At 46.5% G+C, this 15,047-nt stretch carries 12 protein-coding genes; all 12 read right to left on the minus strand.

From position 1 onward, the window contains the following. Positions 1–7: 7 nt before the first annotated feature. Positions 8–3,118: a putative selenate reductase subunit YgfK gene (ygfK, locus tag SALPA_RS03980; protein ID WP_145089907.1), complete on the minus strand. Its 3,111-nt coding sequence runs from the start codon at positions 3,116–3,118 to the stop codon at positions 8–10. 25 nt (positions 3,119–3,143) lie between these two features. Further along, a complete protein-coding gene (locus tag SALPA_RS03985; protein ID WP_145089910.1) occupies positions 3,144–3,524 on the minus strand; it encodes a RidA family protein in 381 nt (126 codons plus the stop codon). 35 nt (positions 3,525–3,559) lie between these two features. Next, positions 3,560–6,115: a selenium-dependent xanthine dehydrogenase gene (gene xdh / locus SALPA_RS03990; RefSeq protein ID WP_145089913.1), complete on the minus strand. Its 2,556-nt coding sequence runs from the start codon at positions 6,113–6,115 to the stop codon at positions 3,560–3,562. Positions 6,116–6,151: 36 nt separating this feature from the next. Then, the gene (locus SALPA_RS03995) at positions 6,152–7,492 is read right to left on the minus strand and encodes a nucleobase:cation symporter-2 family protein (RefSeq protein ID WP_145089916.1); all 1,341 of its coding nucleotides are present in this window, start codon (positions 7,490–7,492) and stop codon (positions 6,152–6,154) included. Positions 7,493–7,694: 202 nt separating this feature from the next. Beyond that, positions 7,695–8,645, minus strand: coding sequence for a carbamate kinase (arcC, locus tag SALPA_RS04000; RefSeq protein WP_145089919.1), 951 nt, complete (start codon positions 8,643–8,645; stop codon positions 7,695–7,697). Between the two features lie 2 nt (positions 8,646–8,647). Then, positions 8,648–9,652, minus strand: coding sequence for an ornithine carbamoyltransferase (locus SALPA_RS04005; RefSeq protein WP_145089923.1), 1,005 nt, complete (start codon positions 9,650–9,652; stop codon positions 8,648–8,650). Positions 9,653–9,698: 46 nt separating this feature from the next. Next, positions 9,699–10,940 (minus strand): YgeY family selenium metabolism-linked hydrolase, encoded by a 1,242-nt coding sequence (locus SALPA_RS04010; protein WP_222427867.1) that lies wholly within the window; start codon positions 10,938–10,940, stop codon positions 9,699–9,701. Between the two features lie 69 nt (positions 10,941–11,009). Next, the gene (gene dpaL, locus SALPA_RS04015; protein ID WP_145089929.1) at positions 11,010–12,230 is read right to left on the minus strand and encodes a diaminopropionate ammonia-lyase; all 1,221 of its coding nucleotides are present in this window, start codon (positions 12,228–12,230) and stop codon (positions 11,010–11,012) included. A gap of 489 nt (positions 12,231–12,719) precedes the next feature. Beyond that, positions 12,720–13,595: a CAP domain-containing protein gene (locus SALPA_RS04020; RefSeq protein ID WP_145089933.1), complete on the minus strand. Its 876-nt coding sequence runs from the start codon at positions 13,593–13,595 to the stop codon at positions 12,720–12,722. A 62-nt stretch (positions 13,596–13,657) separates the two neighbouring features. Continuing rightward, complete coding sequence (locus tag SALPA_RS04025) at positions 13,658–14,203, minus strand: lysozyme inhibitor LprI family protein (protein ID WP_145089936.1); 546 nt, start codon at positions 14,201–14,203, stop codon at positions 13,658–13,660. 23 nt (positions 14,204–14,226) lie between these two features. After that, positions 14,227–14,688 carry a hypothetical protein gene (locus SALPA_RS04030; protein WP_145089938.1) on the minus strand — a complete coding sequence of 154 codons (462 nt, stop codon included), beginning with the start codon at positions 14,686–14,688 and terminating at the stop codon, positions 14,227–14,229. Positions 14,689–14,724: 36 nt separating this feature from the next. Then, positions 14,725–14,955 carry a DUF2442 domain-containing protein gene (locus tag SALPA_RS04035; RefSeq protein WP_145089941.1) on the minus strand — a complete coding sequence of 77 codons (231 nt, stop codon included), beginning with the start codon at positions 14,953–14,955 and terminating at the stop codon, positions 14,725–14,727. Positions 14,956–15,047 lie beyond the last annotated feature (92 nt).

Raw genomic sequence — 15,047 nt, forward strand, 5'->3', positions numbered from 1 at the left:
CCCCCCCTTATTCATTCACATGACCGAATAGCGCAGGCCGGTTCGTGTGCAGGTAATTAAATACCTGGACCATCCTGTCAAAGGCTTCATTACCTGTGGACTCAAGCTGGCCGTTTACCAGGCGGTGAGTAGTAACCTCACCCTTAATGCGAACCACCACTGCTTCGCCTGTTACTAAGAAGCCACTGTTTTGGCTATGGTCAAAGTCGTCACGCCGGCTAAATATGGTAAGCTTATCGGTGAATGGACGGCCTTCCCATGGACAGAAGCTGGCACAGTTGCCACATTCATTACAGAAGGCGTCCAGGTGGATAATCTGGTTATAGTTTACGAAACCATCGCTTACGCGTACAGCCAGGTTAGCGCGGTTGGGGCAAACTTCCACACATTTATTGCAAACATAGTTACACTCTAAACAGCGGCTGAATTCTCGCTCTCCTATAGCCACTTCGACTTTACCCGGACCTTCGGCAGTCAGCAGGGAAGCCGTTGTCAGGCCAATTTTCCTGGCAGTAATTTCTTGGGCCTGCTGAGCTGCAGCTTTACCAGTCTTGTCGGCTTTAGCTGCGAAACCAGCTATTTCTTTTTGACAGATGGCATCAGCAGCTTTGCGGCCTTCAGCAATACACTTTACGATCGAAGAAGCGCCTTGACGGGCATCACCGGCTAAGTACACATTCTCCTGATTCGTTACTTGTTGACCTTGGATGGTAATCCCCAGTTTGGCAAGCAACCCTGTATTGATATCTTCACCAATTGAGATGATGATGGTATCGACTTCAAAGGTCTTATACTCACCGGTAGGTTCCGGCTGACGGCGGCCACTGGCATCTGATCTGCCAAGCTGCATGACCTGACAGACAAGATTACCCTGGTCATCTATTTTTTCCGGGTTAACCAGGAAGTTAAAATCAACCTTGTCACTAGCAGCCAGGTTGTATTCAACGCGGTCAGCAGGCATTTCGTTGATGGAACGGCGATACACAATAGTACTTGTTTCCACACCTTTTATCCGCAACGCTGTACGGCTGGCATCCATCGCCGTATTACCGGCACCAATGGTCACAACGGTTTTACCTAAGTGCAAAGCAGCCACATCTTTATTATATTGAGCCAGAAATTTCAGTGCCGGAATGATTTGCGGCGTTTTATCGCCTTCGACTTTAAGGTTGAACGGTTTCTCGGCGCCTGCGCCTACGGCTACAATTACATACTTGTAGCCTTTTTGTTTCAAGTTTGCCGGGGTAAGGTCAGGGCTGGAGTTAAAGACAAACTCAACACCATGTTCTTTGATAAAGTTGATATCACCCTCAATAGTTTCGCGACTAATACGGAAATTAGGAATAACGTGCTGCACCGTACCGCCGGCACTGGCGCGAGTTTCGTATACTGTCACACTAAAGCCGTAGCGAACTAAAAAATAAGCTGAGGCCAGGCCAGCCGGGCCTGCGCCCATAACAGCAACCTTGATGCCATTTTTAATTTGCGGTAATTTATAGTTTTTGCGGTACTCCTCCCAGCCTTGTTCAACAGCCAGACGCTTGACTTCGCGAATATGCACACAGCCTTCATAATCCAGACGGGTACAATTATGCTGACAGACATGATCGCAGATGGTGCCTGTAATGCCAGGCAAGGCATTCTTTTCATAGATGAGCGCCAAGGCCTCGCCATAGCGTTTTTGGCCGACAAGCCGAATGTATTCAGGAATATCCTGGTTAACGGGACAAGCCGTTTTACAAGGGGCAGCGGCACAGTCATACAGCGGCAGCGGGCTCTTGATAGCAGCTTTTGCATAACCGCGGAAATCCTTTTGCGAGTAATCGGCGGTCAGGGCTTTTTGGGCTAATGCTTGCAGTTTAGCAACATCAATCTGGTCATATTCCCAGCCCGCAGCTGTTTCCAGTTTGGCGGCAATAGCAGACATCCGGGCATAACCGCCTGGTTTGAGCATTTCGGTAGCCATGGTAACAGGCTTAATCCCTGTGGCAAATACAGCTGCTACATTGTGTTCAGTAATACCACCGGAGAATGAAATGGGCATTTGTCCATTGAACTCTGCCGATATTTTTGCAGCCAGGTTGACAGATAGCGGAAATAAGGCCCGGCCTGACATGTACATTTCACCACCAGGCAGTTTTCCTTTAAAGTTTACTGCTCCCAGCGTGTTCGTCAGCTTAACGCCAAAGAAGCGGCCATGCTCGTTCGCCAGCTTTTTCAGCCTTATCAGCATGGGAATAGCGTCGGCATATTGCAAGTCATGATCAAAAGCTTCTGCTGACAACTCTATATAACCAAATCCGGTACTAGCAAGGATAGAACGCACACCTTGATAAGTCAGCAGTGTCGGATTAAGTTTAACATACATATCGAGCTTCTTTTCGGTCAGCATATATACGCAAATTCTCTCAATTTCAGCAGGCGGACAGCCGTGCATAGTGGACAGGGTAATTGACTGGCATACATTGCCCGAAATGCGTTTAGATAAACCCTTGAGCGCAGGCAGACGGTCTTCTAACCCTGTGCCTTTAAGGAAACCGCCATCAGCAATGAGGTCTTCTACTTCTGCCAGGCATTGTTTAAAGTACGGATGGTTAGAGGCATCCAGCAAGTTGTTCAGATAGGCGTCCATACGCGGCGACTGGATACCTTCCAGGTTGTAGCCTGCGCTCATATTGAAGATAAAGGAGCGTTTGCCGCTTTTACTAAGTCCCAGTGTTTCTTCGATAACATGTAGTAACACCCAGGCTTTGATGTACTCTTCATAGGCTTTTTCTACCGTGTATTCGCTTGACCACTCGGTGTTAAAGCCCTCATCCTCGGCATCAATACAAGGTTTAGCAACAGGCGGCTCCTGTTCCTGCACTGTCTTGAGTTCAATAAAGCGGGCACCGGCCAGGTAGGAAACAGCAATGTTCTGGGCTAATTGGGTGTGAGGACCGGCAGCCGGGCCTACGGCTGTCTCAATGGTTTCACCAAACAGAGAAAAGGTTTTATCGCTTTGCTTATGAAAAAAATGGCTGACCGGATAGCCGAAGATGGCACACTCTGCCGCATATTCCTCGAAAACCCGCGCAATAAGTGTAAGCAGGGGAACAGGTCTCATCAAGTCGCCCATTATTTATTCCTCCCAGTTATTTTATTTATTTTTTGCACACAGCAATGGCTTCTACTTCTACCAGCGCGTCTTTAGGCAGACGGGCTACTTCGACGCAGGCGCGGGCAGGAAACTCTTTGGTAAAGTATTGCGCGTAAATTGCATTGACAGCGGCAAAATCATTCATATCTTTCAGGAAAACAGTTGTTTTTACAACATCTTCCGCACCCAGTCCATCGCTAACCAAAATAGCCATTACGTTTTCCAGTGATTGTTTGGCTTGCTCTTCAACCTTGACCGTAATGGTGCCGTCAGCCGGATTTACCGGTAATTGTCCGGATATGAACAACAGGCCGTTGGCCTTGATGGCTTGCGAGTAGGGACCAATAGCGGCGGGAGCTTTATCGGTGTTAACAATAGTTTTCATAGTTGAATAACCTCCAAGATTAAATTATTTTAAAATTATTTTTTGCGGCTATATGGTGTATACGCAAGCGGCAGCTCTGGGCGTACTTTGCCGTCCAGCCGAAGATAAGCACCGGCAACGGCCGGGGCTATGGCGACAGAAGTAATTTCGCCTACGCCTTTGGCACCATACGCCAATTCGGTTTGGTTTTTTTCCACGATTATAGTTTCTATTTCAGGAATACTACTGGCCCGAAGCAAGCCTAGCGTTCCGAATTTGACCTGTGGTATGCCAGCTTTGAGTGGGAAATCTTCGGTCAAAGCATAGCCTAAGCCCATAACCACGCCGCCTTCAATTTGACCCTCGACCCCCAGCGGATTAATGGCTTTGCCGACATCATGGGCGGCGACTACTTTGACTAGCTTGCCGGCGTGATTAAGAATAACTACCTGACTGGCGTAACCATAAGCAACATGGCTGACCGGATTTGGTTTGTCACAGCCCATAGGATCAGTTACACCAGAGTATTCTCCGTAAAATTCGCAGCCTTCCAGGTCAGTCAGCGAGGCTGTTGCCAGCGCCTCCTGGAGCTTAAGCGCTGCCTGACGGGTGGCCTCGCCGGTGAATACTGTCTGCCGGGAGGCTGTGGTGGTGCCGGAATCAGGAGTAAGGTAGGTGTCAGGCTCAACAGCCATGATTTGAGAGGATTCAATTCCTGTTGTTTCACATAAAATCTGGGTCATTACAGTGACTAATCCCTGTCCTATGCAGGCAGCACCGGTAAGAATAACGACTGTGCCGTTTTCGATTTTTAGCTTGACCCGGCCAATGTCAGGCAGGCCGACACCAATGCCGGCGTTTTTCATAGCGCAGGCCAAACCGGCGTAGGGATTGGATTCAAACGCTGCCTTAACAGCTAGCAGCGTTTCTTTAAGAGCCGTACCTTGGTCGGCAATTTGGCCGTTGGGCAGTACCTTGCCTGGTTCGATGGCATTACGCCAGCGTATCTCCCATTGGGAAATTCCCACTTTTTCTGCCAGTATGTTGATATTATTCTCCATGGGAAAGCAGGACTGCGTTACACCGAAACCCCGGAAAGCCCCACCTGGCAGATTATTGGTATAGACGCCTAAACCAACTATATCCACATTGGGGATTTGGTAGGGTCCGGCGGCGTGGGTACAGGCCCGTTGCAGTACCGGCCCGCCGAGCGAGGCATAGGCTCCGGTATCGGCAATAAGTTCAGCTTTCATGGCTGTAATAATCCCATTTTCATCACAGGCGGTCGTAAATTCCATTTCCATGGCATGACGCTTAGGATGAACATTAATACTTTCCTGGCGGCTCAGCGTATTTTTGACTGGTTTTTTAGTGTGCCAGGCGAGCAAGGCGGCATGATGCTGTACCGATAAATCTTCCTTGCCGCCAAAGCCACCACCCACCATTTTACTGATAATGCGTACTTCATTTTCTTCTACACCCAGAAGCGAGACAATGCCATGGTGATCATCATATACATTTTGACTGGCAGTGTACACCGTTAAAGTGCCGTCATTATTGGGGACTGCCAGAGCACTTTCCGGTTCGAGAAAAGCATGTTCAGTAGCCGGAGTGATATAACGCTGGGTTACAACATAGTTGGCCTTAGCAATGGCTTCCTCGACATTACCACGTTTAAGTACTGTTCTGGCTAATAGATTGCCTGTAGGGTGAAGCTGGGGAGCATCGTCCGCCAGCGCTTGGCGGGGCACAAGCAGCGGCGTTAATTCTTCATAATCTACCTGTATTAATTTCACAGCCTCTTGGGCTATTTTTTTGCTTGTGGCAGCAACAGCGGCTAGTGCATCGCCGATATAGCGGGTTTCTTCCCCTTCAGCGATAAAGGCCGGCCAGTCAGGAATAATATGACCCTGGTTACGGCGTCCGGGAATATCCTTCGCAGTAATTACGGCTTCGACACCAGGCAGTGCCTGAGCAGCTGCCGTATCAATTTTTTTAATGAAGGCGCGGGCGCTGGGTGCGCGGAGGATAGCGGCGTACAGCATACCGTCCACAATCATATCATCAACATATTCGGCCGTACCTAAGGTTTTATCTTTAGCATCGACCCGTGGCATTCTATCGCCTACTTTATAATTACTATCACCTGACGGCGTGAAGCCCTCACGCAGAGCTTTAGCCGCCTTCAACACAGCTTGTTCAATTTTGACATAACCGGTACAACGGCAGATATTGCCGTGCAGCGCTCTTTTCACTTCGTCACAAGTAGGATCATGGGTTTTGTCAAGTAAAGCTTTCGCACTGATAACCATGCCGGGAATGCAGAAACCGCACTGCACAGCACCTGCTGTGGCAAACGCCCAGCTATAGATGTCTTTTTCCTGTTTAGACAAGCCTTCAACAGTCAGCACTATTTTGCCGCTGATTTTGGCGGTTGTCAACACACAGGCCCGCGTAGCCTTGCCTTCCAGCAGTACCATACAAGCACCGCAGGCCCCTTCGGCGCAGCCGTTTTTTACAGAAGTGAGACGGGCATAGTCTCTTAAATACTCTAACAAATTTATATTGTGACCAACATCGACCTGCTGGCCATTCAGTACGAAATTATACACACTCATCCCTCCTGATTTAGGAAAGGTTTGCGGCTGCTATGCCTGGTTACAATCAGCATTTTCGCAAATATCACTAGCTGCTTTTTTACCATACTCATTGAAAAAATAATTGAGAACAAGAGCAACAATGCTGCCGGCGGTAATACCGCTATGAAGAATTAATTGGGCGAATTGGGGCAAATTATGGTAAAATCCGGGCACAGCCAGCGGAATAAGACCAACCCCAAGACTAATGGCTACAATCATTGCATTTTGATTGCCCTCAAACTCTACTGTTGTCAAAGCACGGATACCGCTGGTGGCTACCATACCAAACATAGCGATACCTGCCCCACCTAGCACCGGATTAGGAATGGCTGCAACTACAGCGGCCGCTTTGGGGAATAAGCCAAGAGAGGCCAAAATGATACCGGCAGCGACTACCACATAACGACTTTTGATGCCAGACAAGGTCAATAGACCGATGTTTTGAGCAAAAGCCGAGTGGGGGAAGGTGTTCATGATACCACCAAGCAAAGTAGAAAATGAATCGGCCTTAAGCCCTTTGGCCAAATCATCGCGACTCACCGGTTTACCGACAATCTCGCCTATGGCGATAATATCACCTGTGGTTTCGGTCATGATAACCAGAAACGCCAGTGTCATAGCAAAAATAGAAGAACCGTCAAATATCGGCATACCAAAGGTCAACGGAGTAACAACGGAAAACCAGGCAGCTGTAGCTACTTGTGAGAAATTAGTCATGCCAAGTGGAATGGCAATCAATGTACCTATCACCAGCCCAATCAGTACGGCAATATTACTCCAAAAACCTTTGAGCATACGGTATAGGACAATAATAATGGTTAGTACAGTAAAGGCTACACCAATACTCTGCAAATCAGCAAAACTCGCTGCAGCCGGGTTCCCACCTCCTGCCCAGCGCACAGCTACAGGCAGAAGCGACACACCAATTAACGTAATGATCGTCCCTGTTACTACTTTGGGAAAAAAACGGATGAGTTTACTGAAAACAGGACTCAAAAGATAACCAATCATCCCGGCGGCGATAGTAGAGCCAAAAATACCAGGTAGCCCATACGTTTTACCCACCAAAATCATCGGCGCAACAGCAGCAAATGATACGCCCTGCATAATCGGAGCTTTTACCCCCATATTCATAAAGCCCAGTGCCTGAATCAGGGTGGCAACCCCACCCACTAGTAAATCGCATTGAATGAGGTATATCACTTGCTCACGCGGCAGACCTAATGCATTTGCAATAATAAGCGGTACTGCCACCGCACCGGCATACATAGCCATAACATGCTGTAGTCCATAGGTAAATAACTGGCCTTTGGGCAGCATTTCATCAACTGGAGCTACTTCCTTTTCCATATTTTGCACCTCTTTTAAATATTCGCAATATTTTTGTTACTCTTATTTGCGAAGTACTTATCCTGCCAGCATTTTATGATATTGACCTTTTTCCACCACTCGCTACCATTCATCAAAATATGCTCAATGTCTCACCGGATACTGAACAGGGTCTTGTAAAAACGGCAGAGATACTCCCTACCGGGAGCATCTCTGCCGTCTGCTACCGATATACGTGCGTTCCGGTTTTTCCGGCTACCGCCTCTTCCAGAGACTCAGGATTAGTGATAATCGCCTTGCTTCCGCCATTTTCCAGGAAGCTGATCACTGCCTGAATCTTAGGCAGCATGCTGCCAGGCGCAAAGTGATTTTGTTTTACATATTCTTTTAGCTCAGCAAGCGTCACCTTATCTAAAGCTTGCTCGTCAGGGTTACCGTAATTCAAATAAACTTTGGGCACACCTGTGGAAATGATCAATTCATCGGCTTGAACTTGCGCGGCCAGCAGGCTGGAAGCAAAGTCTTTGTCAATAACAGCGTCCACACCTTTAAAACTGCCATCCCCCTGCCGGATAACCGGAATACCACCGCCACCCACAGCAATCATGCAGTAGCCTTCCCGTACTAATTTACTAATAACATCTTTCTCCACAATCTCCTGTGGTTGCGGTGAAGCCACTACCCGGCGGTAACCCCGCCCGGAGTCGTTGACCATCACCCAGTCGGGATTATTCTTTTGAATTTTTTCCGCCTGTTCCTGGGAGAAGAAAGAGCCAATAGGTTTTGTCGGTCTTGTAAAGGCCGGGTCACTGGCGTCCACCACTACCTGCGTAACCAGGGTAATGGCTGATTTGTCCAGGCCTCTTTTCTTAAACTCATTATCCATAGCCTGCTGAATCTGATAGCCGATAGCACCTTGGGTATCGGCACCACAAGCTACCAGGGGCACACTATGCATACCTGCTGTTTCACAGGCAATTTCAGATCTTCTCAGAATAAAGCCTACCTGTGGTCCATTGCCATGCGTAATAATGACATCATAACCTTGTTCGATCATGCCAACAATGTGCTTAGCGGTCTCACAGACAGCATCATATTGGTCTTCCACCGTCTGGCGCATGTTATCTCGAATTAAGGAGTTGCCCCCAATGGCGATAACAGCTAACTTGGCCATGCTTATCTGCCACCCATTAATAATGTCATAACAGCTTTGGCTGTATGCAAACGATTTTCAGCTTCATCATATACGACAGAATGCGGTCCATCAATAACAGAATCTTCGACTTCGTTGTTACGGTCAGCCGGCAATGCATGCATATACAGCATGTTTTTGTCGGCTGTAGCCATTTTAGCTTCCGTACACTTCCAGGATTTTTGGGCCTTTAGTTTGTCATCCACTACCGCTACCGCACCGGAAGCAGCCACACCGGTTTGGTCAGTTACCCAGTTGCCCCAGTTTTTCGGAATAACGATATGCGCGCCTTCGTAGGCCTCAGCTTCGTTATCGGTAACAGTAACACTACCGCCGTATTTTTCTGCATTGGCTTTAGCCTGGGCAATCACCCAATCAGGCAGTTCCCAGCCTTTGGGATGCGCCAGCACGACGTCCATACCATAGCGAGGGAAAAGCAGAACTTGCGATACAGGTACAGATATCGGTTTTTTGTGGCTTTCGGCATAAGCCCAGATGATAGATACTTTTACCCGTTTTAAGTCGCCGATTTTTTCTTTCATGGTCATAAGATCAGCCAAGGCCTGGAACGGATGATACAAATCGCATTGCAGGTTCATGATGGGTTTGGTAGACCATTTAGCCATTTCGGTAAGGTATTTGTTGCCATAACCCCAGTTGCAATACCGGCAGGCAATGGCATGGCCGAAGCGGGACAGGATGATAGCTGTGTCTTTGGCACTTTCGCCATGAGCGATTTGCATACTGCTGGAATCCAGGAATCCAGCATGGCCGCCTAATTGGGCAAAACCGGCTTCCATCGAATTTCTGGTACGGGTAGATTGTTCAAAGAACATAAGAAACATGGATTGATGTAATAAATAGGGAGTTGGCGTTCCCATGGCAAATTTTTTCTTTAAATCTAACGAAACCTCCAACATGGTATCTACTTCTTCTTTGGTGAAATCTTCCAGATTAATAAAATGTCTTCCTCTAAAGATAGTTTGCATTGTCATTTCCCCCAATATTTTCATTTTTTATCCAGATGACCAAGTACTATACTACGTTTTCCGTGCGCTCAGTCATTTTGTCTGCATATTCGTTAACATACAGCAGCGGAATGGCCGCATACATGGCCGCACAGTCTACCAGCTCCTTTTTCCAGGTGCGTTCGTTAGGCGCATGGGCTTGATCTTCGTGCCCAGGACCAAAACCGATACAAGGAATACCAAAGCGCCCCATAATGGAAACACCGTTAGTGGAGAAGGTCCACTTGTCGACCTCGGGATCTCTTTTGAATAAACCTTTATAGCTATCCACTAAGGTATGGCATACAGGATGCTCATTTTGGATAAGCCAGGTCGGGAAGTAGCACTCCGTCGGATAGACTAAACCAGTATAAGCCGGTCTCTCATAGGTGTACATGCTTACTTTAGCATTAGCGGCTTTTACGGAAGGCAGATTTTTAATCTGCTGCAAAGCATATTCGCCGGTTTCACCGGCTGTTAACCGCCTGTCAATAGAAATCCAACAGCTATCGGCTACAGCGCAGCGCGAAGGCGAGGTGTGAAAGATTTCCGAAACTGTCAGGCTGCCTTTTCCCAGGAAGCCATCATCGATTAAATTTTCATGTAGTGCTTTTAAATCGCTTAAAATAGGACCCATTTTATAAATAGCATTATCACCTCGTTCCGGTGCTGAACCATGGCAGCTTACCCCGGTTGTTTTCACCTGAATTTCCATCCGGCCGCGTTGTCCCCGGTAGATTTTGCCATCTGTTGGCTCGGTGCTTATCACAAATTCAGGACGCAGCTTATCTTCCTGGATAATATACTGCCAGCAAAGGCCGTCACAGTCTTCTTCCTGCACTGAACCAACCACCACCAGGGTATAGTCGTCTTCTAAGCCAAGTTCTTTTATAATTTTTCCGGCATATACCATGGAAGCCATACCGCCTTCCTGGTCGCTGGCACCCCGGCCAATGATGATTTCCTCATCTTCATATCCTTTATAAGGATCATATTTCCAGTTTTCCGGGTTGCCAATCCCTACTGTATCGATATGAGCATCCATAGCGATAAGATGCTTACCATGACCGATGTAGCCGAGGATATTGCCCATCGGGTCAATTTTCACTTTATCAAAGCCTACTTTTTCCATTTCTTCTTTTATCCGCAAAACAACTTTTTCTTCCTGGCAGCTTTCGCTGGGAATAGCAATCATGTCGCGTAAAAATTTACTGATTTCGGGTTCATATTTTTTGGCAAGTTCCACTATTTGTTCAAATTTTATTTTCAAAATATTAGGCCCCTTTCACTTGTTTGCTTATATTTTATCCTCCCTGTCATTTGGAAGGAGAGGGAGGTCTTATCTAGCTGGAACAGGATATTCTCCATTCCAGGTAATACTGCGATATTTCACCGGGTCGGTATCGCCTTCGGTGCTGAACAGGAGGACTCTTGAATTTTCATTTAACCCTAGTTTAGCTTTGGCTGCCGCCATATCCGGGTTAGTCATAAGCTCTGCCACCAGCCCGGCAGTAACAGCTCCCGATTCACCGGAAATCACTCTGGCATCTTTGCCTAACGGATTACCTAGCAGCCGCATTCCCTTTGCTGCCACCCAGTCAGGACAGGAAGCAAACATATCGCTGTAATCCCTAAGCACATTCCAGGCAATTGTATTAGGCTCACCACAGGCTAAACCGGCCATGATGGTGGTTAAATCCCCGCTAACAATTCTTGGCTTACCGTCATTAGCCAAGGCCGCTTTATATAAACAATCGGCCTGATCGGATTCTACAATCACCGTTATTGGACGATCACCTTTACAGGCTGAAGCAAAAAACCCCTGCACCGCACCGGCTAACGACCCTACCCCGGCCTGAACAAACACATGGGTTGGTTTTTCCACGCCTGTGGCCTGCATTTGTTCCAAAGCTTCCAAGGCCATGGTGCCATAACCCTGCATAATCCAGGCAGGAATCTCTTCATAGCCCTCCCAGGCGGTATCCTGAACAACCACCCAGCCATACTTTTTAGCATTTTCTGTTGCCAGGCGTACCGCATCATCATAATTCAGATCTGTTATCGAAGCCTCGGCGCCTTCAGCCCGGATATTTTCCAGCCGGGTAAGCGAAGAACCCTTGGGCATATATACCACAGATTTTTGCTTTAAGCGGTTGGCTGTCCAGGCAACTCCCCGGCCATGATTACCATCAGTAGCTGTAGTAAAAGTAATTTTCCCCAGTTGTTGGCGAATTTCCGGCGATGTCAGCTGTGCATAGTCCAGCTCACTGATATCTTTACCCAGGCGCTGCGCTAAGTACTTGGCCATTGCAAAAGAACCGCCCAGTACCTTGAAGGCCTTTAAGCCAAACCGATAAGATTCATCTTTTACATACACACCAGCTACGCCCAAGTAACCAGCCAGTTCATTCAGCTGACACAGTGGAGTTGTGCTGTATTCCGGGAAGCTTTTATGGAATTGCCTCACCTTGCCAATTTCCTGACAACTCAGAAAATCAATCGCAGCCTTTTCTTGGTTTTCCATCATTTGATTTTTAACCCATTTAATTTTCTGGTCCATTGCTAGTACCTCACTTCTGGTTTTTATGGTTTCCGTCGTTAATTATTTTAAGCAAAAACCATGCCAAGTTTGGTTATTTTTTAAAAATTATTGTGCAATTGGTTCAGAGCTCCTTACCTTTGGCATAAATCCAGCGAAATTTGACTTCAACTATTTTTCTTCTCTTCATACTAAAAAAAATCTGGCTAGTATTCACTGGAATTGTCTGATTTTTATTTTATCAAATTGATAACTTTATCATTTTGATAATACAGCTTGGTAAAACCTCGGTATCGCCGTTCGCTATAAAAAAAGCGCGCTTTTCGGTTTTTGTTTTTTCTGCATCACGCCTACTATTTATCAAATTGATAATAATAAAATATAGGCTTGCTACCCTTCGGTGTCCGAAGATAGCAAGCCTATATATAAATTTTTTCTTTTTCCATTTGCTTGGTCCCTTGTAAGCAAACTTAAATCCACGCAAAACTGCTCCTTGCCTTAAGCTTAACTTTAATAACCAGCAAATACTTGCACCCCATACAGAGAACCATTTTCTCCGGGATATAGACCTAAGCCGACATGGGTGTAGCCGGTATTAAGAATATTGGCACGGTGTCCCGGGCTATTCATCCAAGCCTCTTCCAATTTCTCAACAGAATAATTGTAGGCAATATTTTCACCGGCTGACCGGTATGTAATTCCATTCGCTTTGAGACGATCAAAAGGCGACTGTCCCTGTAGATTAGTATGATTAAAATAATGCCGCACTACCATATCGGCAGCATGCTCCCGTGCCACCTTGGTCAAATTTGGATCAGCAATCAGCCGCGGCAGCCCGTGTTGTTCCCGGTCATTATTCAGCAATTCAATCCCTAGCAACTCATTCGCGCTGATGCCTGCGATTTGACTGTTGCTGCCTGGGGTTGCCGTTTGCCTGGCAGCTTGGTTCGGCTCTCCCCAGATTAAGTGAGCGCCGTTAACACACATAGCGAACTTAGAAAAATTGACCGTATGGCGATTAGAACCCGCAGGACAGGACTCGCCATCATAATAGCGAAACTTATTATTAATTACCGTGCGGCGAACAGCATCCTCCTCACCGTCGCCTGTCCATACTGTACTATATAGATACGCATACGCAGGACTTGTTGAACCGGAAAAATTATACTCTTTAGTCGTATTGGCCGGCACATTGTACCAGCCTCTGCATAGCCATTTGTTTGTACTATCCTCATGATATAGAATGGAAAAAGACTTGGCTTTGTCATAGTTATTGGTGACTGTAAGTTTGACTGCCTCCGCCTGCGGCAAAGCAGCAATAGAGACTGCCGCAAGGATAAATAAGCTCATTACCAGTTTACTTATCGTCCATGTATACTTTTTCATGACCTATCAACCCACCCCAAAATTCCGTAATACGTTCTTCTGTCTCTTTCCAACCGTACAGCTCAATTATGATGTTGTTTTCTGATTTTAGCCAATTCAGCACCATTACCCGAATATGCATAGATATATGTGTTCTTTTCGCTCAGATTATCCCCGGTCTGGCCTTGATACATGTTGATCAAGTTAACTGTTGCTTGCTTATAAATATTGGCTTTTGCTGATAAACTTGCGCTTGCGGCGCCTGTACCAAAGCTTCTGTGCTTAGGCTCCGCATTCGTATCAGACCAGTTGAGCCAGGCCACAGAACCGGCCGCTGCGGCAACCTGCTCATAAGCTGCTGTATAAGTGTCAATACGGTCTTTATCCTCCTCAAACTGATATTGCTGCTTAATGACCGCAGCGGCATTGTTCATTTCCGCTTTCCAGGCCTGCATATACTTTTCCGCTACGTAATTCATCTCTGATGTAGCTGTCGCCTGAGTAAAATCCTTGTCAAATGCCTGATCAATGGGATTATCTGAATTCTCCATTGCCATACCCGTGTTAGTAACGCTCACTACCAATAAGAAAAGTATCCCCATTAAAACAACTATTTGTTTTCTTGTCATTTTCTACGCTCCTTCAGGCTAAATTAATCGGCAATATGAAACTTGTTTAAGAAGCTTTGTAAATTATTCCTGGCTTCTTGATAGCTTTTCTCTTTTTCGGCGACCTCTGTCTGACTGACCTTGCCGGAGGCATTTTGTTCAAGTGCCAATTCATATTCTAGCTTGCGGATCTCATACTCCTGCTTGCACAGGGTTCCCTCTATAGACTTTACCCAGTTATAGAAAGCCAGGTTCTGTACTTCCCATCCTAAATTTCCCACTTGTTGTTTTTCCTCTGGCGATACCCTGTCTGCGGTAAGCTTGGTTAACTCACGAAAGCTTGTAAGCCAATCATTAATATATTGAACCCCTGTTAAGGCGTTAGCAAGGCTAAACCGGTCATTATCCAAATTATCTACCGTCTGCACATTGGAACCATATGCATAAGGGACATTTACTGCCAGACATAAAACCGTGAAAATAATAAATACTTTGATTTTCTTCATTAAACTACCCCTCTCCCTTTGCAGCATCGCCTACTCTCATTTTGTAACAATCTCTATAATCTCGCTAATTGCAATTGCTATTCCGCCAGGCCAATATATCGATTTCCCGTCGGTCTTCACCGCTTGAAACACCTGTTCATCTCTAAGCTCAGAAAATCGGGCAGTATGCAGTTTCTCTTTCATATCAATCGTCACCAAGTGATTGTTATCAAAGCGAACTGCAACCAGATAATCATTACCGTAAGTCACTCCCGTGATTTTCCCCATAAATTCACCTCACTTTAAAGAAGAAGCAATCTACTTTAATAATAAAATGAATTTGCCACGAGCGATACTATCCGAAAGTATACTCTTTTCCC

The organism is Sporomusa sp. KB1 (genome assembly GCF_007830295.1).
Classification (GTDB): domain Bacteria; phylum Bacillota; class Negativicutes; order Sporomusales; family Sporomusaceae; genus Sporomusa.

Coding starts and splice junctions, on each gene's coding strand:
- arcC (WP_145089919.1), bottom strand. CDS start 8,645: ATGGCCAAGTTAGCTGTTATCGCCATTGGGGGCAACTCCTTAATTCGA.
- ygfK (WP_145089907.1), bottom strand. CDS start 3,118: ATGGGCGACTTGATGAGACCTGTTCCCCTGCTTACACTTATTGCGCGG.
- SALPA_RS04025 (WP_145089936.1), bottom strand. CDS start 14,203: ATGACAAGAAAACAAATAGTTGTTTTAATGGGGATACTTTTCTTATTG.
- SALPA_RS04005 (WP_145089923.1), bottom strand. CDS start 9,652: ATGCAAACTATCTTTAGAGGAAGACATTTTATTAATCTGGAAGATTTC.
- SALPA_RS03995 (WP_145089916.1), bottom strand. CDS start 7,492: ATGGAAAAGGAAGTAGCTCCAGTTGATGAAATGCTGCCCAAAGGCCAG.
- SALPA_RS03985 (WP_145089910.1), bottom strand. CDS start 3,524: ATGAAAACTATTGTTAACACCGATAAAGCTCCCGCCGCTATTGGTCCC.
- SALPA_RS04035 (WP_145089941.1), bottom strand. CDS start 14,955: ATGGGGAAAATCACGGGAGTGACTTACGGTAATGATTATCTGGTTGCA.
- SALPA_RS04030 (WP_145089938.1), bottom strand. CDS start 14,688: ATGAAGAAAATCAAAGTATTTATTATTTTCACGGTTTTATGTCTGGCA.
- dpaL (WP_145089929.1), bottom strand. CDS start 12,230: ATGGACCAGAAAATTAAATGGGTTAAAAATCAAATGATGGAAAACCAA.
- SALPA_RS04020 (WP_145089933.1), bottom strand. CDS start 13,595: ATGAAAAAGTATACATGGACGATAAGTAAACTGGTAATGAGCTTATTT.